The following is a 23963-nucleotide window of genomic DNA, read 5'->3' as shown; positions in this document are numbered from 1 at the left end:
CGTAGTTTGACACCTCCCGTACTACGATGCCTATCGTATGAGTCGTCCTTCGGCCCCGTGACGAATGGAGCAGCTCACCATGAGCGCCCTCTTCCAGCCCCTCAGCCTGCGTGACGTGACGATCCCGAACCGGGTGTGGATGGCCCCGATGTGCCAGTACTCGGCCGCGCCCGAGGGACCGGACACGGGCGCTCCCGGCGACTGGCACTTCGCGCACTACGGGGCCCGTGCCGTCGGCGGCACGGGCCTGATCCTCGTCGAGGCGACCGCTGTCCGCCCCGAGGGCCGGATCTCCCCGTACGACCTCGGGATCTGGAACGACACCCAGGTCGAGGCGTTCCGCCGGCTCACGCGCTTCATGAAGGCGCAGGGCACGGTGCCGGGCATCCAGCTCGCTCACGCCGGCCGCAAGGCCTCGACGGACCGGCCCTGGAAGGGTGGCGCGCCGGTCGGGCCGGACGCCCACGGATGGCAGCCGCTGGCTCCGAGCGCGATCGCGTTCGACGAGGGGCACCCGGTGCCGGACGAGCTGACCGTGGATCAGATCCGGGAGATCACGGGCCAATTCGCTCAGGCCGCCCGGCGTGCCCTGGCCGCCGGTTTCGATGTCGTCGAGATCCACGGTGCGCACGGTTACCTGATCAACGAGTTCCTCTCCCCGCACTCCAACCACCGCACGGACGCGTACGGCGGCTCGTACGAGAACCGCATCCGCTTCGCCCTCGACGTCGTCGACGCGGTGCGGGAGGTGTGGCCCGACGACAAGCCGTTGTTCTTCCGCATCTCCGCCACCGACTGGCTTGAGGACGCGGGCTGGACGGCCGACGACACCGTCCGCTTCGCCTCCGCGCTCCAGGAGCACGGCGTCGACCTGCTGGACGTCTCCAGCGGCGGCAACGCCCCGCACGTCCGCATCCCGGTGGGCCCCGGCTACCAGGTGCCGTTCGCCGCCCGGGTGAAGGCCCGGGCCACGCTCCCCGTGGCCGCCGTCGGTCTCATCACCGACACGGAGCAGGCCGAGAAGATCCTGGTCAACGAGGAGGCGGACGCGGTCCTGCTGGGCCGCGAACTGCTCCGCAACCCCTCCTTCGCCCGACTCGCGGCCCGCGAACTCGGCGCGGACATCCACGTACCGGACCAGTACCTGCGGTCCGCCTGAGCGGACCTCCCGGGCCGCACCGTGCCGCGCGCCCCCACCGGGAGTACGGCCGCATTCAGTCGGCGGTGAGGCCGGAGGGCCGGGGCGGGGTGCGGAAGAGCCGTGGGTACGGTGGCGGCCAGGGTCCTGTAGCCCTCGGGGTTGAGGTGCAGCCAGTCCCCGTCGTGGAGTTCGGTGCGCAGACGGCGCGGGTCCGCGGGGTCGCGTACCGCGCGGTCGAGGTCGATGACCGCGTCGAAGATGCCGCTGGTGCGGATCCAGTCGTTGACGGCTCGCCGTGAGGCCTCGCGCAGCCCGGCGGGGTCGTCGTACAGGGTGTTGCCGCCGAACGGCAGGAGCGTCGCGCCGTACACACGGATGCCCTGCGCGTGCGCGCGAACGGCGATCTGTTCGTAGGCGGCGACGAGGTCGGCGGTGACGGCGCGCTGGGCGGTCTCGGTGGCCGCCGCGGTGCCGATGTCGTTGATGCCCTCGAAGACGATCAGCCAGGCGACACCGCTGCGGGCCAGGATGTCGCGGTCGAGGCGGGCGAGGACGCCCGGACCGAGGCCGTCGTTGAGGATCCGGTTGCCGCCCGCGGCCTGGTTCAGGACGGCGACGTCGGCCGTGGCGGGATGCGCCTGGAGACGGTCGAAGAACTGGTCGGGCCAGCGGTTGTTGCCGTTGGTCGTGGAGCCGCGGCCGTCGGTCAGTGAGTCACCGAGGACGGCGACGGCGGCCGTGGTGGAGCGGGAGACGACCTCGACGTCGCTCAGCAGGTACCAGTGGTCGGTGGGGGTCGCCCCGGACATGTCCGCGGCCGTCGTGTGGTCGCCGTGCCGGAGGTACGACGTCGTGCGGGAGCCGGGGTGGGAGGTGAGCGCGAGGGACTTCTGGCCCTCGGCCAGGTAGGCCGTCACGGTCAGGTTGGTGCCCGGCCGGAGGTCGAACTCCAGAGGGTCGGAGACCAGTTGGGCGCCGACCGGCACGGTGGCCGATCGGCGCCCGTTGAACGTCACCCGCTGAAGGCTCCTGGGCTCGATGGCACTGACTCCGGCGCGCCCGTCCCGGGACAGGGCCACGGTCACCGCGGTGAGGGGCAGCGCGGTGCCGCCGAAGGCGTTGGAGAAGCGCAGCCGGACGCGCTCACCGCCGGTGGAGACGCGCACCGTCTGCCGCAGGGTGGTGTCGGCCAGGACTGCGTCACTCCCGGTGAACGGCGGGGGCGGCATGTTGCCGGGCTCGGTGAGCTGCGGCATCGCGGTCCAGGTGTTCACCCAGTGCCACTGGGCGGTGCGCGACTGCTGGGCGGCCGCCGGTTCACCGCTGTGGCCGACGGCACCCATCGCGGATGAGGTGGCGATGAGGACCGACGCCAGCACGCACACGGCGATCAGGTTGACGAGAGGTGCGCTTCTCCACGGCTGCGACGGATGCGACGGCTGCGATGACTGTGACGGATGCGACGGATGTGGCTCTCCGGGCGACGACTTCACGAGCGACGTGCCTTCCTGTGCGCGGGGTGGCATCGGCGGGCGCGCGCCGGGGGCCCGGCGCGCGCCTGGGAAACGGTGGTGTGCGTGGAGTCCGTCAGGTGGTGCAGGTGGCGCCGTTGAGGGCGAAGGCGGTGGGGCCCGCGCTGCCGCCGGTGTGGCCGGCCTGGTAGCCGATGCCGACGCTCGCGCCCGGGGCGATCGTGGCGTTGTACGCGGCGTTGGTGGCGGTCACCGCCCCGCTCGCCGGGGCATAGGTGGCACCCCAGCCGTTGGTGATGGTCTGGCCGACGGGGAGCGTGAAGGCGAGACTCCACCCGTTGACGGCGGTGGTGCCGGTGTTGGTGATGGTCACCGAGGCGGTCAGGCCGGTGCTCCAGGCGCTGGTGGTGACGGAGACCTTGCAGCCGCCGGGCTGGGGTTGGGGCGCGGGGCCGCCGCTGTCCAGGCCGAAGAAGGTGATCACGCGGGCCGCCATGCCCGTGGTGATCAGATTGTGGCCGACGCCCTGGAGGCTGATGGCCTCGACGGGGGCCTGGTCACCGGTGGAGCCGTAGCGGGTGCGGGTCCAGCCGGACGCGGGCGAGTCGGTGCGGGCGGGCGTCTGGCTGATGCCCAGCACCTCGGTCCACTGCTTGATCATCTCCCCGAAGTTGGGGTAGCGCAGGACGTCGTCCTCGGTGCCGTGCCAGAGCTGCATACGGGGGCGGGGGCCGGTGTATCCGGGGTAGGCTCCCCGGACGAGGTCACCCCACTCCTTCGGGGTGTGGGTCACGGTGCCGCCCGCGCAGGCGCTGTTCCACTCCGAGCCGTCGGTCGTGGCGAAGCAGCCGAAGGGCACGCCCGCGAACGCGGCGCCGCCGGCGAACACGTCGGGATAGTCGCCCAGCAGGACGTTGGTCATCATCGCCCCCGAGGAGACGCCGGTGGCGAAGATCCGGCCGGTGTCGGCCTCGTAGGTGCGAGTGACGTAGTCGATCATGGACTTGATGCCCACCGGGTCACTGCCACCGCCCCGTTTGAGGGCCTGGGGCGAGGAGACGTCGAAGCACTTGCTACTGCGAGTGACCGAGGGGTAGATCACGATGAACCCGTAGCGGTCCGCGAGCGAGGCGAACTCGGTGTTCGAGTAGAACACCGGGCCGGAACCGGTGCACCAGTGGACGGCCACCAGGACCGCGGGGTTCTCGGTGACGGTGTCCGGCACGTACAGGTACATCTGGAGATTGCTGGGATTGGGGCCGAAGTTCGTCACCTCGGTGAGGGACGCGGTGGGTGCCGCGTTCCCGGCCGGGGCGGCGGGAGCCACCGCCGCCCCCGGAGGGACAGCTGTGGTCTTGGGGGCGGCCGAGACCTGAGGGGCGGCGCACAACAAGGCCGCGAGTAAGGGAATCAAGCCTCCGAGGAGCGCGAGGAGTGTCGTGCGGAGTGGTCTTCTCGCGGTGGTGCCGGCAGGGGTGGACACGTCCTCGTCCCTTTCTGAAGCCGCGGACAACTGTGGGGAGCAACTGCGCGGAGCAACCGCGCGGGAACCGGCCTCCGGCCGTGGAGACCAAAGGCATCGTGACATGCACATGCAGGCCTTGGAAGCGCTCCCACTCACCGAAAAGATTCGATGAACACGGGGACGGGGCGGGCGCGAAGCGGCCCGAAAACCTTCTGCGTGAACCGTTGACCAGAAAGCGCTTACCCCCTACCTTCCGTTCAGAAGCGTGACCCGACAGCTCCCTCGCACACATGAGACCGGAGCGGCCGGAGGTCAGCACCACCTGGGGAATTGCACTCGTTGAAACCCCACTGCCTCCCTGTCGGGCGCCTCGGCTCGCGCGCGGCGACCAGATTGGCGAACAACAGTCACGTACATGACCCACCAGTCCTCCTGAAGGGACGCCCCCGCATGCGCACTCTCCCCCCACGTACACGAGCGCGGCGATCCACTCCGGCCGCGGCCACCGCGGCCACCCTCGCAGCCGTCGCCGTGGTCGCCGTGGTCGCCGTCCCCCAGCCGGCGGGTGCCGCCGAGACCTCGCCCATCGGATTCGGCTCGGGCACCACCGGCGGCGGCAGCGCCGGCCCGGTGACCGTGTCGACGCTGTCCGCCTTCCAGACGGCCGTCGCCGGGAACGCGGCGAAGGTGGTGCGTGTCAACGGGCTGATCTCGCTGAGCGGTCAGGTCGACATCGGCTCCAACACCACGGTTCTGGGCGTCGGTTCGTCATCCGGCTTCACCGGCGGCGGCCTGCGGATCAAGGGGGCGACCAACGTCGTCGTCCGCAACCTCAACATCAGCAAGCCGGTCGCACCCTCCGACGGCATCACGGTCCAGGAGTCGACGAAGGTGTGGATCGACCACAACTCATTCTCGGCGGACCGCGATCACGACAAGGACTACTACGACGGTCTCCTCGACATCACCCACGGCTCCGACTACGTCACGGTGTCCTGGAACACCTTCAAGGACCACTTCAAGGGGTCACTCGTCGGCCACAGCGACAACAACTCCTCGGAGGACACCGGCCACCTGAAGGTGACGTACCACCACAACGAGTTCAGCAACGTCTACTCGCGCATCCCGAGCCTGCGCTTCGGCACCGGGCACTTCTACAACAACTACGTGAACGGCGCCGACACCGCCTGCCACTCGCGCATGGGCGCCCAGATGCTCGTCGAGAACAACGTCTTCCGCTCGACGAAGATCGCGGTCACCACGAACCGCAGCAGCGACATCGACGGCTACGCGAACCTGCGCGGCAACGATCTCGGCGGAGCCGCCACCGAGGTCTCCCAGGTCGGCAGCTTCACGAGCCCGCCCTACAGCTACACCGCCGAGTCCGCCTCGTCCGTCGTCGCCTCGGTGACGTCCGGCGCGGGCGCGGGGAAGCTCTAGCCCCCACGGGACCACCCCCGCATTCACCCCCACAACCACCCCCGCCAAAGAGCACAGTCCACACCTCAACAGACGGAAGGAATCGGGACATGACTTCTGCGGCACGTCCGCGCGCCCGCACGCGCGCGCTGACCGGAGCGCTGGCCACACTCGGCCTCTCGGTTGGCATGATCATGACTGGCAGTGCCTCTCCTGCGAGCGCCGCCACCTGGCCCACCCCGAACGGCAGCGAGGGGGTCTCCGCCACCATCCCGATCTCCGGCACCAAGGATTACGGGATGAAACGCCTCTACGGCACCGGGGACCTCGGCTCCGGCGGCCAGGAAGAGGACCAGGGACCGATCCTGGAGCTCGCTGCCGGCGCCGTGCTGAAGAACGTCATCATCGGCGCCCCCGCCGCGGACGGCATCCACTGCAAGGGCAGCTGCACACTGCAGAACGTCTGGTGGGAGGACGTCGGCGAGGACGCGGCGACGTTCCGGGGCTCCTCGTCGTCCAACGTCTACACCGTCTCCGGTGGTGGCGCGAAGGAGGCCACCGACAAGGTGTTCCAGTTCAACGGGGCGGGGACGCTCAACATCTCCAACTTCGCCGCGAAGAACTTCGGCACCTTCGTCCGCTCGTGCGGCAACTGCTCCACGCAGTACAAGCGGACGATCAACCTCAACACCATCGAGGCGACCTGGAAGGGCGGCAAGCTCGTCGGCATCAACACCAACTACGGCGACAGCGCCACCCTGAGGGGCATCACGATCGTCGGGGACTCCAGCAAGAAGATCGTCCCCTGCCAGAAGTACATCGGTAACAACACGGGCGCAGAGCCGCCCACCAACGGCAGCGGGCCCGACAGCACGTACTGCAAGTATTCGGCGTCCGACATCAGGTACAGCTGAGTGATCAGGTACATCTGAGTGATCAGGTGCAGCTGAGTCGCATTCGGTATCGGCGGGTCCCGAGTTCGGCCGAGTTCATCGCACTCTCTCCTGCTGCGGCCGGAGCCGGGCGGCTGTGCGAAGCGTCTCTGACGGGCGCCTTCGTCCAGCCGCCCCATCGTGCAGGGCGTGCGGGCGCGGCCGTGCGCCCGCTACTCGCCGCTACCAGGTCTTACGCCCCCACAACGGCCCGACACGCTCCCACTCCTCGTCCCACTCCTCCATGCGGCGGCGCTCCAGGCGACCGCGTACAAGGCGGCCGCCCACAAAGGGGACGCCCGCGGCGGTCACGCCCACGAGGACGCCGATCAGCGAGGAGCGGACACGGGCCTCGGACCGTGTGGCCGGTTCGGTGACCATGCGGCCGTCGGTGTCGGTCCAGACCGTGACCGGCGTGCCCACGGCGCTGGCGGGCGCGACCCGGGTCTGGCCGGTGTGGGCGGAGCCGTCCCTCGCCGTCCAGCGGACCTCGGCCCACACGCGCGTGGATCCGGGGGCGGACGTCGCGGCCGCTCCTGGGGCGTCCTCGGTGAGCTGCGCCACGACGGGGCGCCACTCGATGCGCTGCCGGTCGAGGTTCTGCTCGACGGACCTCGTCGCCAACAGTCCGGTGACCACCCCGCTGAGCACGGTGAAGGTCCAGGCCGCGAGGACCACCCATGCCTCGATCCGGTCGCTGCGGCGCCGCAGCGGATTCCGCCGCCATCGCCACAACCACACCTTCGGACCTCGGAATGCCACCATCGAGGGCACCCTCCTCACGAACGCACAGACAAGCCAGGGCGCCCTCCCATACGCGGGTGGCCTCTCCGATGCTCATGACGAATGCGTCACCCCGGCCGGACGGCGCGTTCCGTACGGTCGTCGCGAGCTCCGGCAGGGCCGAATCCAAGCCGGCGTGGTGGCCCGGCCGACATGCCCGTTCGGCGCCGGACACCCGTTCCGACCTGCGGCGACATCCTCTCCGGGGGTGAGTGTCAGTGGTGGGGTGCAGACTGGCCCGTGTCTGAGACAACGACGTCCCGGAGGTGGCCGGCATGGCCGACATCCTGCTCACCGTAGGCACACGCAAGGGTCTGTTCATCGGACGGCGGCGCGGCGGCGCCTGGGAGTTCGACGAGAGCCCGTACTTCAACGCGCAGGCCGTGTACGCGGTCGCGATCGACACCCGAACCGACACCCCCCGGCTGCTGGTCGGCGGCGACAGCGCGCACTGGGGGCCGTCCGTCTTCCACTCCGACGACCTCGGCCGGACCTGGACCGAGCCCGCCCAGGCCGCCGTGAAGTTCCCCAAGGACACCGGAGCGTCGCTGGAGCGGGTGTGGCAGCTGCACCCGTCGGCGGCGGAGCCGGACGTGGTGTACGCGGGCACGGAGCCGGCCGCCCTGTACCGCTCGGCGGACCGCGGGGAGAGCTTCGACCTCGTCCGGTCCCTGTGGGAGCACCCGACGCGCGACAAGTGGGTGCCCGGTGGCGGCGGGGAGGGCCTGCACACCATCCTCACCGACCGGCGCGACCCGCAGGTGATGACGGTCGCCGTCTCCGCGGCCGGCGTGTTCCGCACCCAGGACGGGGGCACGAGCTGGGCGCCCTCCAACTCCGGTGTCTCCGCGGTGTTCCTGCCGGATCCGAACCCGGAGTTCGGTCAGTGCGTGCACAAGGTCGCGCGGGACTCGGTGACACCGGACCGGATGTACCTGCAGAACCACTGGGGTGTGTACCGCAGCGACGACGCGGGCGCGCACTGGACGGACATCGGCGAGGGGCTGCCGTCCACGTTCGGGTTCGCCGCGGCGGCCCATCCCCACCGCGGGGACACCGCGTACGTCTTCCCGATCAACGCCGACGCGGACCGCGTCCCGGCCGGGCGGCGCTGTCGTGTCTTCCGCACGACGGATGCGGGCAGGACCTGGGAGCCGCTGTCGGCGGGCCTGCCGGACGAGGACCACTACGGCACGGTGCTGCGCGACGCGATGTGTACGGACGACGCGGACCCGGCGGGCGTGTACTTCGGCAACAGAAACGGAGAGGTGTACGCGTCGGCGGACGACGGCGACAGCTGGCGGCAGTTGGCGTCCCACCTGCCGGACGTGCTGTGCGTGCGTGCGGCGGTGGTGGGCTGACGGGCACGCCGGGGTCCGGGGGGCCTGATCGTCGGGCGGGACCCGTATGCGGTTCGAGGACATGTGGGAAGTGGGAAGCAGATGTCCCGGTGTCGCATACGGGTCGGGAGTCTTCTCCTACGGCTCCCGCGCACGTCTGGGCTGCCAGGCCGGCCCTCACGGGAACGAACAGCCGGCCCCGGCCGCCGTCTACGGCAGGCGCCAGTCCACCGGCTGGGCTCCCTGGCGGGCAAGAAAGTCGTTGGCGCGGCTGAACGGGCGGGAGCCGAAGAAACCGCGGTCCGCCGACATCGGCGAGGGATGAGCCGACTCAATGGCCGGGAGATCCCCGAGCAGGGGCCGCAGATTGCGCGCGTCGCGTCCCCACAGGACGGATACCAGCGGTTTACCGCGCGCGGCCAGCGCCCGGATGGCCTGCTCGGTGACTTCCTCCCACCCCTTGCCCCGGTGCGCCGCGGGCTTGCGTGGGGCCGTCGTCAGCGCCCTGTTGAGCAGCAGCACACCCTGTTGCGTCCACGGCGTCAGATCCCCGTTCGACGGCCTGGGCAGCCCCAGGTCGGAGTTCATCTCGCGGAAGATGTTCTCCAGACTGCCCGGCAGGGAACGCACCTCGGGCGCCACCGCGAAGCTCAACCCGATGGCCATCCCCGGTGTGGGGTAAGGATCCTGGCCGACAATCAGGACGCGAACGTCGTCGAAGGGCTGCTGGAAGGCCCGCAGGACATTCGGTCCGGACGGCAGATAGGTCCGGCCGGCCGCTATCTCGGCCCGGAGGAAGTCGCCCATGGAGGCGATGCGTTCGGCCACAGGTTCGAGGGCCTTCGCCCAGCCTGCCTCAACAAGTTCATGCAAGGGTCGTGGTGCCACGGCGCGTCACTCTACTGGTCCACGCGATGCCCCCGCACAAACGGAGAAGCCCTCACGCGCGGACGCTGTTCTCGGCGCTACTCTTCCTCCTCGTCCAGATCTTCGTCGTCCAGATCTTCCTCTAGATCTTCGAGCCCGCCGAGCAGGTCGCGCTGCCGGTCACCGGGCAGGAGAGGAGCTTGGTGCGTCCGCTGGTCAAGTCACTCCGCCGTGGTCGTCATGCCCACCCCTCCCCCGTGTCCGCGGACCGCGGATTCTTCGGCTCCCGCCCGTTCGGCCGCGTCAACCACCTGTTCGCCCCGCAGGGAACGCAGCCCGCGCATCGGCGGCTGCCATGACCGGCACCCGAGACCTCGCCCCACCCGTCGTGCTCGCCGTGGACTCGGGTGGCTCCGGGCTCCGCGCGGTGCTGGCCTCGGAAGGCCGGGTCCGCTCCGCTCCGTTGGCGTCCAGGGAGCCGGTGCGGACCGGCCCGCAGGGCATCGACGCCGGGCATCTGCTGGAGCAGCTCCTGCCCATGGCACGGCAGTTGCTCGACGACGCCGGGAGCGGCCCGCCGCGGGCGGTGGCGATCGGCGCCGCCGGGTTCGCGACCCTGGGCGACCGGATGCGCGCCGAACTCCCGGAAGCCCTGGAGCGCGAGCTCGAGGTGCGACGGGTCGCGCTGGCCGCCGACGCGGTCACCGCGTACGTGGGCGCCCTCGGGACGCGGGCGGGTGCGGTGGTCGCCGGCGGCACCGGGCTGATCGCCATCGGCACCGACCTGGAGAGCTGGCGCCGGGCGGACGGGTGGGGGCATCTGCTCGGCGACTGCGGCGGCGGGGCGTGGATCGGGCGGGCGGGCCTGGAGGCCGCGCTGCGCGCCCACGACGGCCGACCCGGCGGCTCGGCGCGGCTGCTGGCCCGCGCCGAGGAGCTGTTCGGCCCGGTCGCCGGACTCCCCGGACGGCTCTACCCGCGCACCGACCGCGCCGCGGTGCTGGCCTCCTTCGCGCCCGAGGTGGCCGACTGCGCCGAGGGTGACCCGGTGGCGGCGGAGGTCCTGCGTGCGGCGGCACGGCACATGGCCGAGTCCGCGGCCGCCGTCTGCCCAGCTGCCGGCGAGCCCCGAGTCGCTCTCACCGGTGGCCTGTTCAGGATGGGCGACCCCCTCCTCCTACCCTTGGAGGCGGAGTTGGCCGAGCGGCTGCCGTATGCGCGGCGCGTCGCGGCCGAGGGCGACCCGCTGCAGGGCGCGGTACGCATCGCGGCCGAGTTGGCCGAGGGGGTGCCGACGCTGCCTGACGACGAGAGGATGCTGCACGTGCAGATGGCCGAAAAGTAGTACCCCAAAACGGACTCGCTCCCCCCGTCGGTCACACTGTGAAATGCGCCACTAATGCCGCCCCATGTCAGCGTGAAGTCACGCGGTTTTCTGTCGATCGTCACGTAACTCATCAGACAAATCCGGACGGATACCGCTCACCTGCACCCTCCCCGAACAGGGGAACCCAAGAAGCCAGTAGCATGCGGCGCCATGAGCTCCCCCACTGGGCCCGCATCCGGCCTGCCTGTACGAATGCCGCGACCCCGCCAGCCCGGGCGGCACCGCCGCCCCGAGCCCCTGGCGGCTCCTGAAGGCGCGCCCGCGCTCGTCCTCGCGGTGCCGGGCAAGCCCAGCGCCGCCACACGCAGCCTCGCCGAGGAGGTCGTGAGCATCGCGCGCTCCGAGCTGCCCGGCCTGGACGCGCGGATCGGGTACCTCGACGGGAACGGCGACGAGTTCCCCACGCTCCAGTCCGTCCTCGCCCGCGCCGCCGAGGAGCGCACCGCCCGCTTCGAGCAGGCCCGAGCCGCCGGCATGGACGTCAAGGAGCCGGACGGCCCCGTCGCCGTCGTCGTGCCCCTGCTCGCCGGCCCGGACGGCTCGCTGCTGCGCCAGGTCCGCCAGGCCGTCATGGAGAGCCGCGTCGCGGCCGACCTGACCGATGTCCTCGGCCCGCACCCGCTGCTCGCCGAGGCGCTGCACGTGCGGCTGTCCGAGGCGGGCCTGGCGCGCGCCGACCGCGCCCGCCTGTTCACCGTGGCGACCGCCGCGGACGGCATCATCCTGGCGTCCGTCGGCGGCGACGAGGCCGTGCAGGCGGCCGGGATCACCGGCATGCTGCTCGCCGCTCGCCTCGCCGTGCCGGTGATGGCCGCGGCGCTCGACCAGGACGGCTCGATCACGGCCGTCGCCGAGCAGCTGCGTTCCTCGGGCTCGCAGAACCTCGCGCTCGCCCCCTACCTGATCGGCCCGGAGATCGACGCCGGCCTGATCGACGCGGCCGCCAAGGAGGCGGGCTGCTCCCCCGCCGAGGCCCTCGGCCCGTACCCGGCGATCGGCAAGCTGGCGCTCGCCAAGTACACGTCGGCGCTGGGCATCACCCCGCAGCAGCCGCAGGGCATGCCGGTCCGCTGAGCCGCGTCCGGCGTCCGGCGTCCCCAGACGCCCGTGACCGTGCGAAAGGGCCCACACCCCTCTCGGGGGCGGGCCCTTCGCCATGAGACCTGCGACATGAGGCCTGTGCCGTGACGCCTGCGCCGGCCTCGGCGCATGAGGGGCAGTGACCGGCGATCGGTGCCGGTCGGCGCCTCAGCCCAGGATCACGCACGAAGCCGCGGGAACCGCGACCGAGCCCTCCGGTCGGGGCATGCCCGTGTCCGGGTCGAGCGCGAACCAGCTCACGTTCCCCGAGCGCTCGTTCGCGACGTACAGGAATCCGCCCGAGGCGGTGAGCGCGCGCGGCCAGTGGCCGCCGCACGGCGCGGTGCCCGCCGGCATGAGTTCCTCCCCGCCCCCGTCGACCGTGAGGACGGACAGCATGTCCTGGCCACGTGTCGCCGTCCACACGAAGCGGCCGTCGGGCGACACGACGATGCCCGACGGGTACGCGTCGCCGTCCGGTGTGCCCGGCAGCACCGGGGTCTCGCCGAGCGGTGTCAGCTCGCCGCCGTCCGCGTCCCAGCGGCAGACGGTCACGACCGGCGCGAGTTCGTGGACCACGTACGCGTACGAGCCGTTCGGATGGAAGGCCAGGTGGCGGGGCCCGGAGCCCGGCCGGAGCGGGGTTGCGCGGTGCAGGACGGGCACCCCGGAGTCCAGCTCGCAGACCAGCACATGGTCGGTGCCCAGGTCGACGGAGACGGCCCAGCGGCCGCTCGGGTCCGGCTGCACGTGGTGGGCGTGCGGCCCCTCCTGGCGTTGCTCGTCCGGCCCCGAACCGGTGTGGCGGAGGAGTCCGGACGCGGTGTCCGCGAGGGTGCCGTCGGCGCGAAGGGGTACGGCGGTGACGCTGCCGGAGCCGTAGTTGGCGGTCAGGACGTGCCCGGCGACAAGGGAGAGGTGCGTGGGCCCGGCGCCGTGGACAGCGACCGGCGGCCCGGTGAGCTCCGGCCGCGCACCGGTCACGCGGTACGCGGCGACCGCGCCCTCGGCCGTCTCGCTGACCGTGTAGAGGATGTCGCCGCCCGGCGCCAGGGCGAGGTACGACGGGTCGGGGACGTCGTCCGCGCTGCTCAGGACGGTCAGCGCGCCGCTCGTCTCGTCCACGGCCGCCACGACGACGCCGGGACCGCCCGCGCTCGTGAACGAGCCGATGTACGCCCGTCGTCGCCTGCCGCCGTCCACACTCGCATCCGCCACTGCCACTGCTGTCCCCTCTCGGTGACACGCCTGCCGGCACCGTGCCGCCGGGGCCGACGGCAGCAGTAGGTCTAGACCATACCGTCGGCATGTCGAGTTCCGCGCGGAGAGCCGTGACTCGGCGCGCCATCCTTTCGGGTGATCGAGGAGGCGCCGTCGAGGATGAGGGGGTGGTGAGGTCCGTGCCGGAAGCTGAGCGCGGGGTTCATCACGGGCACTGGCATCCTGAATCCCATGGGCATTCTCGGCGACACCTCGGTCATCTTCGATCTCGACGGAACGCTCGTGGACAGCGAGCCCAACTACTTCGAGGCGGGCCGGCAGACCCTCGCCGGGCAGGGTGTCACGGACTTCACCTGGACGGATCACGAGCGGTACGTGGGCATCAGCACCCAGGAGACGATCGTCCGCTGGAAGGAGCGGTACGGCCTGACCGCGTCCGTCGACGAGCTGCTAGCCGACAAGAACCGCCGCTATCTGGAGCTCGCCCGCGCCACCACCCGGGTCTACCCGGAGATGCGGGCGTTCGTGGAACTGCTGGCCGCCGAGGGTGTCCCGATGGCCGTGGCCTCCGGATCGTCGCCGGAGGCCATCGAGGCGATCCTGACGGGCACGGGTCTCACCGACCGGCTCAAGACCGTCGTCTCGGCCGACGAGGTGGCCCGGGGCAAGCCCGCGCCCGACGTGTTCCTGGAGGCCGCGCGCCGGCTGGGCGCCGACCCGGCCGACTGTGTGGTCCTGGAGGACGCGGCGCCCGGCGCGGCCGCGGCGCACGCGGCCGGTATGCGCTGCCTGGCGATTCCGTATGTCGCCGCCCAGGCCGACGACCCCGCGTTCGCGACGGCGGGGCTGTTGGTACGCGGCGGCCAGAGCGCGTTCACGGCGCGAGAGGCGTACGACTGGCTCATCCGGTCGGTTCGGACCGACTGACCGCGGACGGAGTTCGGCGTCGCAGGGCCTTCGCCACGGCACTGGTGACACCGGCGGCGGCAGCAGCGGCGGCGAGGCCGGTGCCCGCGAGGGCGAGGGACTTGGCCAGGCGGCCCGGTGGCGCGGGGCGGGCGCCGGGCGCGACGCCGTACACCGTACGGAACGGGTCGTCGCTGTCCGGGAGGGCTGACGCGAGCAGTTCCGCGAGGTGCACGGCCTCGTGGCCGCCGCTGTCCAGTTCGTGGATCTGGGTGCGGCAGCTGAAGCCGTCGGCCAGCACCACCGTCTCCGCGGCGGCCTCGCGCAGCCGGGGCAGCAGTACACGTTCGGCGCAGGCCTCGCTGACCTCCAGGTGGCCCCGCTCGAAGCCGAAGTTGCCGGCCAGCCCGCAGCACCCCGACTCCAGGTGCTCGGCGTCCACCCCGGCGCGGCGCAGCAGTTCCCGGTCGGCGTCCCAGCCGAGGACCGCGTGCTGGTGGCAGTGCACCTGGGCGAGGGCACGTGCCGAACGGTCGGGTACCGGCGGGGGCTCGTAGTGGGGGCTGTGCTCGGTGAGGAGTTCGGCGAGGGTCACCGTCTGCCGTCGCAGTCTGCGCACATCGAGGTCGCCTGGAAACAGCTCGCCCGCGTCCGAGCGGAACACCGCCGTGCAGCTGGGCTCCAGGCCCACCACCAGTCCCCCGCCGCGCACGTGCTCGGCGAGATGCCGGACCGTACGCGTCAGGATCCGTTTGGCGGTGGCGAGTTGGCCGGTGGAGATCCAGGTGAGGCCGCAGCACAGGGTCTCGGCGGGCAGGGTGACCCGCCAGCCGGCGTGTTCCATGAGCTGTACGGCGGCCCGGCCGATGTGCGGGTGGAAGAAGGTGGTGAACGTGTCGGGCCACAGGAGGACCGTGCCCCGGGCGCCGTCGCCGTCCGGCTCGTGCCGGGCGAACCACTGTCGCAGCGTCTCGTCGGCGAACAGCGGGAGTTCACGGTGCTCGACCCCGGCGACGGCGACCGCGGCCCGGGAGAGCAGCGACGTGTGCGTGAACGCGTTCACCACCCGACCGGTGCGGGTGCGGCCCACCGCCTGGGCGAGAGCGGGCAGCCAGCCCATCGTGAGGTCGGAGCGGGGGCGCCTCCACGGGCGTCCGGCGTAGTGGTGGGCCAGGAACTCGGCCTTGTACGTGGCCATGTCGATATCGGCGGGGCAGTCGCTCTTGCAGCCCTTGCAGGCCAGACACAGGTCGAGCGCGTCCTTCACCGCCGCCGAGCGCCAGCCGTCCCGTACGGCGCTGTCGCCGTGTCCGTCGAGCATCTCGAACAGCAGCCGGGCCCGGCCCCGGGTGGAGTGCTCCTCCTCCCTCGTCACCTGGTAGGAGGGGCACATCACCGCGCCGCCCTTGTTGGTGAGCTGCCGGCACTTGCCCACGCCCACGCAGCGGTTGGCGGCCTGGGCGAAGGAGCCACCGTCTTCCGGGTAGCGGAAGTACAGGTCCTGCGGGTCGTAGGGGGACCAGTCGCCGCCGAGCCGGAGGTTCTCGTCCAGCCGGTACGGCGCCACGACCTTGCCCGGGTTCATCCTGTTCTCCGGGTCGAAGAGGGCCTTGAGACGCCCGAACGCCTCGACGATGTCCGGCCCGAACATCCGCTCCAGCAACTCCCCGCGACTCTGCCCGTCGCCGTGCTCCCCGGAGAAGGAGCCGTCGAACTCGGCGACGAGACCGGCGGCGCGTTCCATGAAGCGGCGGTACTCCGCCACGCCGTGCGCGGTGTAGAGGTCGAAGGGGATGCGGGTGTGGACGCAGCCGTGCCCGAAGTGGCCGTACAGGCTGGGGCCGGTCTCGTCGGCGTAGCCGAACTCTTCGTAGAGGTGCTGGAGTCGGCGCAGGTAGTCACCGAGCCGTTCGGGCGGGACCGCCGAGTCCTCCCAGCCCTCGAAGGTGTCGGGGTGGCCCGGCACGTGCGCGGTGGCGCCGAGGCCCGCCTCACGGACCTGCCACAGCTCGTCCTCGTGTCCCGGGTCGTCGAGCAACGCCACCTCCGGGTCGTGCTCGGACTCCTGGAGCGCGTCCAGCATCCGGTGTGCCCGCTCGTCGGCCTCGTCGACTGTGTCGCCGCCGAACTGGACCATCAAGTAGGCGTTGCCTTCGGGGAGTTCGCCGATCACCCGGAGGTTGAGGCGCTTGAGCCGCTGGTCGCGGATCAGCCGCTGGTCCATGCCCTCCAGAGCGATCGGCTCGTACGGCAGGATCGCGGGCACGCAGTCGGCGGCTTCGTGGACGCTGGAAAAGCCGAGGACGACCAGGGCTCGTTCCTTGACCACCGGTACCAGTTCCAGCTCGGCCCGCAGGACGGTGGCCAGGGTCGACTCGCTGCCGACGAGCAGACCGGCGACGTCGAAGCCGTGCTCCGGCAGCAGGGAGTCCAGGTTGTAGCCCGAGACGCGGCGCGGGATGTCGGGGAAGCGGCGGCGTATCTCGTCCGCGTAGGTGTCGCGCAGCCCCCGCAGTCCGCGGTGCACGGCCGCCGCGGGGTCGCCGCGGTGCTCGATCCGGGCGTACTCCTCGTCGGTCGTCTCCCCGCACCAGAAGCGGGTCCCGTCGTAGAGCAGCACTTCCAGGCGGGCGACGTTGTCGACGACCTTGCCGGTGCGCTGGGCGGTGGCGCCGCAGGAGTTGTTGCCGATCATGCCGCCGATGGTGCAGTTCATGTGGGTGGCCGGTTCGGGGCCGAAGCGCAGACCCGAGAAGGCCAGGCGCCGGTTCAGTTCGTCGAGGACGATGCCGGGCTGGACCACGCAGGTGCGGGCGTCGGTGTCGACCGACTCCAGGTGTGTGCAGTACTTCGACCAGTCGATCACCACGGCGGTGTTGGTGCACTGCCCGGCGAGGCTGGTGCCGCCGCCCCGGGAGAGCACCGGGGCACCGTGCTCGCGGGCCACCGCGACCGCCTGCGCGGCGGCCTCCGGGGTGCGGGGGACGACCACGCCGATGGGGGTCTGCCGGAAGTTCGACGCGTCGGTGGAGTACGCGGCACGGCTGCCGGCGTCGAAGCGGACCTCGCCGTCCACGCGTTCGCGCAGCGCGGCGCACAACGGTGTCTCCCTCACGCCCATGGCGCCTCCCTGCCCCCGCCTCGCTGTCGAACGGGGTCACCGGGTACCCGGTGAGGCGGAGGACAACCACGACCGGGTCAGCTCGGCGGGAGGGTCCGGGTGCCGTCCTCGTCGGATGCCTGCCAGCCGCTCCACCGCAGCACGGTGACCACGATCACCGGTCCGTCCGGCGGCCGGCCCCGGTACTGGGCGTACTTCTGTCGCAGCAGGTCGATGGCCGCGGTGTACTCGGCCCGCGCGTCTTCCCCGGGCGCGTCGGACGGTACGACCCGGGCGCCGCCGTCGGCCCGTACCCACCACAGCTGGTCCCAGTCCTCGTCGTAGGCGTCCACGAGCAGGCAGACGGCCGGGTGGACGGCGATGTTGTGCAGCCGCCCGAGCTGCCGGGTCTTCTTCGGTTTGTGGTCGACGGCGCTGACGATCGTGTCGTCGTGCAGGGCGAACACGATCGGCACGAGGTGCGGGCGCCCTCCGGGGGCGACCGTCGCCAGCCGTGCGACCCGGGCGCCGCTGAAGCGCCGTCGCGCCTCGTCGGGTGCCATGTCGGGCACCGTGCCCTCCCCTCAAGGTCTCCTTCAACGGCCGTGCAGCGCCGCGAGCACGTCGTCGTCCGTCAGCTGGTCGAAGTTCTGGTACCACTCGCCGACGGCCATGAAGGCGCGCGGCCGGTCCAGGCAGACCACGTCGTCGGCCTCGTTCTCCAGGATGCGGGCCGCTTCCGGTGAGCAGACCGGTGCGGCCATGACGATGCGTTCGGGCTCCCGGCCCCGCACGAAACGCAGCGCGGCCCGTGCCGTCGATCCGGTGGCCACCCCGTCATCGACTACGACCACGGTGCGGCCCCGCAGTTCCGGGGCCTCGCGGCCCTGCCGGTAGAGCGCCTCACGCCGGTGCAGCTCCGCCCTCTCGCGGTCGACCGTGGGGGCGAGGGACATCTCGCTGATCCCGAGCCGCTCCAGGGCGCGCGTGTCGAACAGCGGCGGATCGTCGCCCACGATCGCGCCGATGCCGTACTCCTCGTGGAACGGGGCGCCGATCTTCCGCACCACGAGGACGTCGAGCGGGGCGTCGAGTGCCAGCGCCACCTCACGGGCCACCGTGACGCCGCCGCGGGGCAGGGCGAGGACGACGGGGTCGGGCAGCGCCCCCTTGTCGTGGAGGATGCGCAGTTGTTCAGCCAGTTCCTGCCCGGCCTCCCTGCGGTCACGGAACAGCATGTGCTTCCATCTCCCTCTGTTCCTCACGGGGAGCTTCCCCACGCTCACGGGGAGCCACGAGATGGCCGTGTCCTTGGTCCTTGTTCTCACTGGCGGGTACCCGGGCCGATGGCCCCTACACGGCACCCGTCGGGACCGTGGCTCGGCGGGCGAGGAGGGAGGCGCAGATCTCCCCGGCCCGTACCGCGACGGTGGACAGCAGGGTCGAGGTGAGGCCGTGGGTGTGCTCGGTGCCGCCCTGGAGGTAGATGTCGGCGGTGACGTTGGGCGCTGTCTCCACGCGGTGGTCGCGTCCGACGCGGAGGGCGTCCTCCTCGTCGCGCAGGCAGAGTTTGCCGACCTCGCCGAGGTTGTCGCCGATGCCCTGGGGCTGGTAGCCGGTGGCGTACACGAGCAGGTCGGAGGCGAGGACCTCGCGCTCGCCCGTCGGCAGGAACTCCACCGTCACCCGCACCTCGTCGGTGGCCGCCTCGACCTCGCGGATGCGGGAGACGTTCAGCATCCGCAGCCGCTCCTGGCCCTGGACCTTCTCCTGGTACATCGTCCGGGACAGGGACTCGATCAACTCCATGTCGACGACGGAGTAGTTGGTGCCGCGGTGGTACTCGAAGAGCGACTGCTTCACCTCGGCCGGTGCGCCGTAGTACAGGTCGACGGCCTCGGGGTCGAAGATCTTGTTGGCGAACGGGCTGTCGTCGGCGGGCGTGTAGCCGTACTTGGCGAACACGGAGCAGACCTCGGCACCGGGGAGGCTGCGGTGGAGGTAGTCGACGGCCTCTGCCGCGCTCTGGCCGGCGCCGAGCACGATCGCCCGTCGAACCTCCGTGCCGGACCGCAGGAGTTCGTCGACCTTGGGCAGCAACTCGCTGTTGTGCCAGACGCGTTCGGAAAGTGAGGCGTCGGGCGGCAGGTGGGGTTCCAGTCCGGTGGCCACACTGATGCTGCGGGTGCGGCGGACGTTCGTCCGCCCTGTGCCGGGATCGCGGCTGGTGACGTCGAAGAAGCGGATCTCGCCGTCCTCGGTGACGGGCCGGACGGAGACGACCTCGGCGGAGTACTCGACGAGGTGGCCGACGCGGGCGGCGGCCCACTCGAAGTAGTCGTGGAACTCGATGCGGAGCGGGAAGAGCGTCTTCTGGTTGAGGAAGTCGACCAGCCTGCCGCGCTCGCGCAGGTAGCACAGGAAGCTGAAGTCGCTGGTGGGGTCGCGCATCGTCACCAGGTCCTTGAGGAAGGACACCTGCATGGTGGCGTCGTCGATGAGCATGCCGCGATGCCAGCCGAACCGCGGCTGTTTCTCCAGGAATCCGGCGCGCAGCCCGTCCCCTTCGTATGCCGCCGCGGTGTGCTCGTGGAGCGCGATCGCGAGTGCGAGATTCGATGGGCCGAAGCCGATACCCAGTACGTCGTAGATCTCGTCAGTGGAGTCCGGCCCGTCCTGGAACGTCGTCACCGCGTCATCTCCTCCTGTCCTCAAGGGGAGTACAGGTTTCCCGAGCTGGAACACAGCCTCCCCCAAGCAGGCTCATGTTAGATAAGGTTAGCCTTACCTAGCAATGGCTGAGGAGGGCTCACATGCGGGTCGTCATGTTCGGGTACCAGACCTGGGGACACCGAACGCTGCAGGCTCTGCTGGATTCCGGACACGACGTGGTCCTGACGGTCACTCACCCCAGAAGCGAGCACGCGTACGAGAAGATCTGGAGCGACTCGGTCGCCGATCTCGCCGAACAGCACGGTGTCCCGGTGCTGTTGCGCAACCGTCCGGGCGACGACGAACTCCTGCGGGCACTCAAGGAGGCCGAGCCGGACATCATCGTGGCGAACAACTGGCGCACCTGGCTGCCGCCGGAGATCTTCGACCTGCCACCGCACGGCACGCTCAACATCCACGACTCGCTGCTGCCCTCCTACGCCGGCTTCTCGCCGCTGATCTGGGCGCTCATCAACGGCGAGCAGGAGGTGGGCGTCACGGCCCACCGCATGGACGCCGAACTCGACATGGGCGACATCCTGTTGCAGCGCGCGGTGGCCGTCGGCCCGGCCGACACGGCAACGGACCTGTTCCACCGCACGGTCGACCTCATCGGCTCGATCGTCGCCGACTCCATGGACCTCATCTCGTCCGGGAAGGCGGTGTGGACGCCGCAGGACCGCTCCCGGTCGAGCTTCTTCCACAAGCGTTCTCAGGAGGACAGCCGCATCGACTGGACGTGGCCCGCTGAGGATCTGGAGCGGTTCGTCCGGGCCCAGTCCGACCCGTACCCGAACGCCTTCACCCACCACCGCGGCGAGCGCCTGCGCATCGTCTCGGCGGCGGTCTCCGAGGGACGTTACGGCGGCACGCCCGGACGGATCTTCATCAAGGAGGGCGAGGGGATCGTCATCGTCGCCGGTGCCGAGGCGCGTTCCGGGCGGCTGCCCGGTCTGCTGGTGAAGCGGGTTCGGACGGAGGGCGGCACCGAGTACGCGGCGACGGACTACTTCCGCACGATGGGCGGCTATCTGACGGCCCGTCCGTAGCAGGTGCCTGCCCGGGTGTCGCCGGTTGCCGTACGGTTCGGCTCAGCCGGCGGTGCCCGGCACGGCCACGGCGGGCGCGTCCGTGCCCTCGTGGTGACGGCCCATCGGGACGACCATCGGTGTCCCGCTCACCGGGTCCTCGCCGACCACGCAGCGCAGTCCGAAGACGTCCTCCACCATCGCGGCGGTGATGACGTCGACGGGCGCGCCCTCGCCCGCGATGCGGCCCCCCTTCATGGCGATGACGTGGTCGGCGTACCGGCACGCCTGGTTGAGGTCGTGCAGCACCATGACGACGGTGCGGCCCTGGTGCCGGTTCAGGTCGGTGACCAGGTCGAGGACGTCGATCTGGTGGGCGAGGTCGAGGTACGTCGTCGGCTCGTCCAGCAGCAGCACGGGGGTGTCCTGGGCGACGGCCATGGCGATCCAGGCGCGCTGGCGCTGTCCGCCGGAGAGTTCGTCGACGGCACGGTGCGCGAGATCGGTCATCGCGGTGGCGCGCAAAGCCTCGTGCACGGCCTCCTCGTCGGTGCTCGACCACTGCCGCCACCAGGTCTGGTGGGGCGAACGGCCGCGCCCCACCAAGTCGATGACGGTCAGTCCCTCGGGGGCGACGGGTGACTGCGGCAGGATGCCGAGCCGCTGCGCGAGGGCGCGGGTAGGCATCGAGTGCACGGAGCGCCCGTCGAGGTGGACGGCGCCCGCCCTGGGGTTGAGGAGCCGGGCCAGGGCGCGCAGGAGGGTCGACTTGCCGCAGGCGTTGGCGCCGACGATCGCGGTGACCCTGCCGGAGGGGATCACCAGGTCGAGGTCCTCGACGACGACCCGGTCGTCGTACGCGAGACACAGGCCCTCGGCGCGCAGGTCGGGGCCGTCCGCCGGAGCCTGGTGTGCCGACGGCACGTCGTACTTCGATGACACGTTCTCAGCCTCCTGAACCGGCGCGGTTGGCGCGGACGAGCAGCCACAGCAGGACGGGTGCGCCGAGCACACCGGTGACGACCCCGACCGGAAGCTCGGTGCCCGGGACGAGTTCGCGTGCGATCAGGTCGGACACGAGCACCATCACGGCACCGGTCAGCCCCGCGGCGAGAGGCGGCGGACCGGAGGTGCCGGCCAGGCGCTGGGCGACCTGGGGGGCGGCGAGCGCCACGAACGCCACGGGACCGGCGGTCGCCGTGCCGAACGCCACCAGGACGACGGCGATCAGCAGGACGGTCACCCGGACGGTCTGGACGCGGGTGCCGAGGCCGCGGGCGATGTCGTCCCCGAGCTGCAGGGTGCGCATCAGCCGGCCGAGCAGCAGCGCCGCGGGTACGAGGACAGCCATGGTCACGGCGAGCGGGCCGATCTGGTCCCAGGTGCGGCCGTTGAGATTGCCGACGAGCCAGCCGAGCGCCGCCTGCGCCTGGAAGCGCTGGCCGCGGGCCATGAGGTAGTCGGTGGCGCTGGTGCAGATCCAGGCGACGCCGACGCCCACGAGGACGATCCGGTAGCCGGTGGTGCCCCGCTTCCACGCCAGGACGTACACGAGCAGGGCCGCGGTCAGCGCGCCGAGCATCCCCAGGGCCTGGGTGCTCAGGCCCGCGTCCCAGCCGAGCACGATGCCGGCGACCACGGCGGTGCCCGCGCCCTGGGTGACGCCCATCATGTCGGGGCTGGCGAGCGGGTTGAGCGTCATGGTCTGGAGCAGGGCGCCCGAGATGCCGAAGGCGATGCCGACGAGGAGTCCCGCCAGGGCCCGCGGCAGGCGGAGTTCGTGGACGATGAGTTCGGTGGCGGGGTCGCCCGTGCCGACCAGGGCCTTCATCACGTCGGTGAGCGGCAGGGAGATGTCCCCGACGGACGTCTCCACGCAGAACGCCAGGAAGGCGGCGGCCACGAGCGCCAGGCAGGCGCCCACCAGCCGGGGCCGCAGCACGCCGGAGACGGGCGGGGCGGGCAGCCGGAAGGCGACGCGGTCGGCGGTGCGGCGGGCCGGTGTCCGGTCCGCGAGGGCTCGTTCGCCCGGACCGGGCGCGAGGTCGCTGGTCATGGGCTCACAGCTCCGCGAGTCGTCGGCGGCGGACCAGTGCGATGAAGAACGGGCCGCCGATGAAGGCGACGAGGATGCCGGCCTGGACCTCCGCCGGCCGTGCGACCAGCCGCCCCGCGATGTCGGCGGCCAGCAGCAGACAGGGCGCCAGCACGGCCGACAGCGGCAGCAGCCAGCGGTGGTCGGGGCCGATGCCGCACCACTGTGCGAGGACGCGGGCGATGTGCGGCACGACCAGGCCGACGAACACGACGGGCCCGATGACCGCGACGGCACCGCCGGTGAGCAGTGTGACGGCCACGACGCCCTGGACGCGGACCAGTCCGAGCCTGAGCCCGAGTGACTTCGCCACGTCGTCGCCGAGCGCCAGGCCGTTGAGGGCGGGGGCGCAGGCCAGGGCGAGGATCGCTCCGACGGCGAGGAACGGCAGGACGCGCAGCAGGACCTGGTCGTCCTGGTTGGCCAGTGAGCCCGCGTTCCAGAAGCGGTAGCGGTTCAGGGCGTCCGGGTCGGTGAGGGCGATGGCGCTGGTCAGCGAGAACAGCAGGGAGGTAACGGCGACGCCGGCCAGGGCGAGTTTGACCGGTGTGGTGCCCGACCGTCCGAGCCCGCCGAGGAACTGGACCAGCACACTGGAGGCCAGCGCCCCGGCGAAGGCGAACCAGATGTAGCCGTAGGCGGAGTTGATGCCGAGGACGCCCACGGAGAGAACGACGGCGAAGGCCGCGCCCGCGCTGACACCGAGGATGCCGGGGTCGGCCAGCGGGTTGCGGGTCAGGGCCTGCATCAGCGCACCGGACATGCCGAGGGCGGCCCCGGTCGCGAGGGCGAGGAGGGTGCGTGGCAGCCGTACGGACCAGATCACGTTGTCGATACGGGAGTTGGGCGGGTCGCCGAGCAGGGTGTGCCAGATCTGGTCGAGGGGGACGGCGAGCGCTCCGTACGCCATCGAAAGGGCGCACAGCGTCAGCAGGGCCGCGCCCGAGAGCGCGAGCAGGAGTACTGCGCGGGGGCCTTTCGCCGCCCGGACCGCCGAGGTCCCCACGTGTGAACT

Annotated in this window: 19 protein-coding genes and 1 pseudogene; 8 read left to right on the top strand and 12 right to left on the bottom strand. The window is 71.4% G+C overall.

Annotation, left to right across the window (positions count from 1 at the left end; translation table 11 throughout):
• Positions 1–79: 79 nt before the first annotated feature.
• A complete protein-coding gene (locus E0500_RS39015) occupies positions 80–1159 on the top strand; it encodes an NADH:flavin oxidoreductase/NADH oxidase (protein ID WP_131563925.1) in 1080 nt (359 codons plus the stop codon).
• Between the two features lie 95 nt (positions 1160–1254).
• On the opposite strand, the pseudogene E0500_RS39010 reads toward E0500_RS39015, so the two are convergent.
• A pseudogene (locus tag E0500_RS39010) lies at positions 1255–2535 on the bottom strand (SGNH/GDSL hydrolase family protein); the annotation flags it as partial.
• A gap of 193 nt (positions 2536–2728) precedes the next feature.
• Complete coding sequence (locus E0500_RS39005; protein WP_399120778.1) at positions 2729–3940, bottom strand: PHB depolymerase family esterase; 1212 nt, start codon at positions 3938–3940, stop codon at positions 2729–2731.
• Between the two features lie 588 nt (positions 3941–4528).
• Between E0500_RS39005 and E0500_RS39000 the strand changes: the two genes are divergently transcribed.
• A complete protein-coding gene (locus E0500_RS39000; RefSeq protein WP_131563923.1) occupies positions 4529–5518 on the top strand; it encodes a polysaccharide lyase family 1 protein in 990 nt (329 codons plus the stop codon).
• An 89-nt stretch (positions 5519–5607) separates the two neighbouring features.
• Positions 5608–6411 (top strand): pectate lyase, encoded by an 804-nt coding sequence (locus E0500_RS38995; RefSeq protein WP_131572092.1) that lies wholly within the window; start codon positions 5608–5610, stop codon positions 6409–6411.
• 201 nt (positions 6412–6612) lie between these two features.
• On the opposite strand, the gene E0500_RS38990 is transcribed toward E0500_RS38995, so the two are convergent.
• Positions 6613–7194 carry a hypothetical protein gene (locus tag E0500_RS38990; protein WP_131572093.1) on the bottom strand — a complete coding sequence of 194 codons (582 nt, stop codon included), beginning with the start codon at positions 7192–7194 and terminating at the stop codon, positions 6613–6615.
• Positions 7195–7487: 293 nt separating this feature from the next.
• On the opposite strand from E0500_RS38990, the gene E0500_RS38985 reads away from it, so the two are divergent.
• A complete protein-coding gene (locus E0500_RS38985) occupies positions 7488–8573 on the top strand; it encodes a sialidase family protein (RefSeq protein ID WP_131572094.1) in 1086 nt (361 codons plus the stop codon).
• A 189-nt stretch (positions 8574–8762) separates the two neighbouring features.
• Here E0500_RS38985 and E0500_RS38980 read toward each other — a convergent pair whose 3' ends face one another.
• Positions 8763–9440, bottom strand: a complete 678-nt coding sequence (locus E0500_RS38980; RefSeq protein ID WP_131572095.1) for a uracil-DNA glycosylase — start codon at positions 9438–9440, stop codon at positions 8763–8765.
• 334 nt (positions 9441–9774) lie between these two features.
• Between E0500_RS38980 and E0500_RS38970 the strand changes: the two genes are divergently transcribed.
• Together E0500_RS38970 and E0500_RS38965 are read left to right on the top strand one after the other, a co-directional pair.
• A complete protein-coding gene (locus E0500_RS38970) occupies positions 9775–10764 on the top strand; it encodes an N-acetylglucosamine kinase (RefSeq protein ID WP_181587368.1) in 990 nt (329 codons plus the stop codon).
• A gap of 192 nt (positions 10765–10956) precedes the next feature.
• Positions 10957–11880: a sirohydrochlorin chelatase gene (locus tag E0500_RS38965; RefSeq protein ID WP_131569724.1), complete on the top strand. Its 924-nt coding sequence runs from the start codon at positions 10957–10959 to the stop codon at positions 11878–11880.
• A gap of 174 nt (positions 11881–12054) precedes the next feature.
• Here the strand turns inward: E0500_RS38965 and E0500_RS38960 are convergent, their stop codons facing one another.
• A complete protein-coding gene (locus tag E0500_RS38960; protein ID WP_399120774.1) occupies positions 12055–13110 on the bottom strand; it encodes a lactonase family protein in 1056 nt (351 codons plus the stop codon).
• A 228-nt stretch (positions 13111–13338) separates the two neighbouring features.
• Between E0500_RS38960 and E0500_RS38955 the strand changes: the two genes are divergently transcribed.
• A complete protein-coding gene (locus E0500_RS38955; protein ID WP_131569725.1) occupies positions 13339–14034 on the top strand; it encodes an HAD family phosphatase in 696 nt (231 codons plus the stop codon).
• Here the strand turns inward: E0500_RS38955 and E0500_RS38950 are convergent.
• The 4 genes from E0500_RS38950 to E0500_RS38935 all read right to left on the bottom strand — a co-directional run bounded on the left by E0500_RS38950 (position 14009) and on the right by E0500_RS38935 (position 19804).
• Positions 14009–17134, bottom strand: a complete 3126-nt coding sequence (locus E0500_RS38950) for an FAD-binding and (Fe-S)-binding domain-containing protein (protein WP_131569727.1) — start codon at positions 17132–17134, stop codon at positions 14009–14011. The two genes, E0500_RS38955 and E0500_RS38950, sit on opposite strands and share 26 nt — an antisense overlap.
• 77 nt (positions 17135–17211) lie before the next feature.
• A complete protein-coding gene (locus tag E0500_RS38945; protein ID WP_181587367.1) occupies positions 17212–17676 on the bottom strand; it encodes a TIGR03668 family PPOX class F420-dependent oxidoreductase in 465 nt (154 codons plus the stop codon).
• Between the two features lie 33 nt (positions 17677–17709).
• Positions 17710–18351 carry a phosphoribosyltransferase gene (locus tag E0500_RS38940; protein WP_131569731.1) on the bottom strand — a complete coding sequence of 214 codons (642 nt, stop codon included), beginning with the start codon at positions 18349–18351 and terminating at the stop codon, positions 17710–17712.
• 115 nt (positions 18352–18466) lie between these two features.
• Positions 18467–19804, bottom strand: coding sequence for a lysine N(6)-hydroxylase/L-ornithine N(5)-oxygenase family protein (locus tag E0500_RS38935; RefSeq protein WP_165935181.1), 1338 nt, complete (start codon positions 19802–19804; stop codon positions 18467–18469).
• Positions 19805–19926: 122 nt separating this feature from the next.
• Between E0500_RS38935 and E0500_RS38930 the strand changes: the two genes are divergently transcribed.
• Positions 19927–20874 (top strand): methionyl-tRNA formyltransferase, encoded by a 948-nt coding sequence (locus E0500_RS38930; protein WP_131569734.1) that lies wholly within the window; start codon positions 19927–19929, stop codon positions 20872–20874.
• Between the two features lie 42 nt (positions 20875–20916).
• Here the strand turns inward: E0500_RS38930 and E0500_RS38925 are convergent, their stop codons facing one another.
• From E0500_RS38925 to E0500_RS38915, 3 genes are read right to left on the bottom strand one after another with little or no spacing between them, the layout of a single operon-like run.
• Positions 20917–21795: an ABC transporter ATP-binding protein gene (locus E0500_RS38925; RefSeq protein ID WP_131569736.1), complete on the bottom strand. Its 879-nt coding sequence runs from the start codon at positions 21793–21795 to the stop codon at positions 20917–20919.
• Positions 21796–21799: 4 nt separating this feature from the next.
• On the bottom strand, positions 21800–22909 hold the full coding sequence (locus E0500_RS38920; protein WP_131569738.1) for an iron chelate uptake ABC transporter family permease subunit: 1110 nt from the start codon (positions 22907–22909) through the stop codon (positions 21800–21802).
• 4 nt (positions 22910–22913) lie between these two features.
• The gene (locus tag E0500_RS38915) at positions 22914–23954 is read right to left on the bottom strand and encodes an iron chelate uptake ABC transporter family permease subunit (protein ID WP_131569740.1); all 1041 of its coding nucleotides are present in this window, start codon (positions 23952–23954) and stop codon (positions 22914–22916) included.
• Positions 23955–23963 lie beyond the last annotated feature (9 nt).

Source organism: Streptomyces sp. KM273126 (assembly GCF_004337435.2).
Taxonomy (GTDB): Bacteria; Actinomycetota; Actinomycetes; order Streptomycetales; family Streptomycetaceae; genus Streptomyces; species Streptomyces acidicola.
This window is presented reverse-complemented; position numbering and strand designations above follow the sequence as displayed.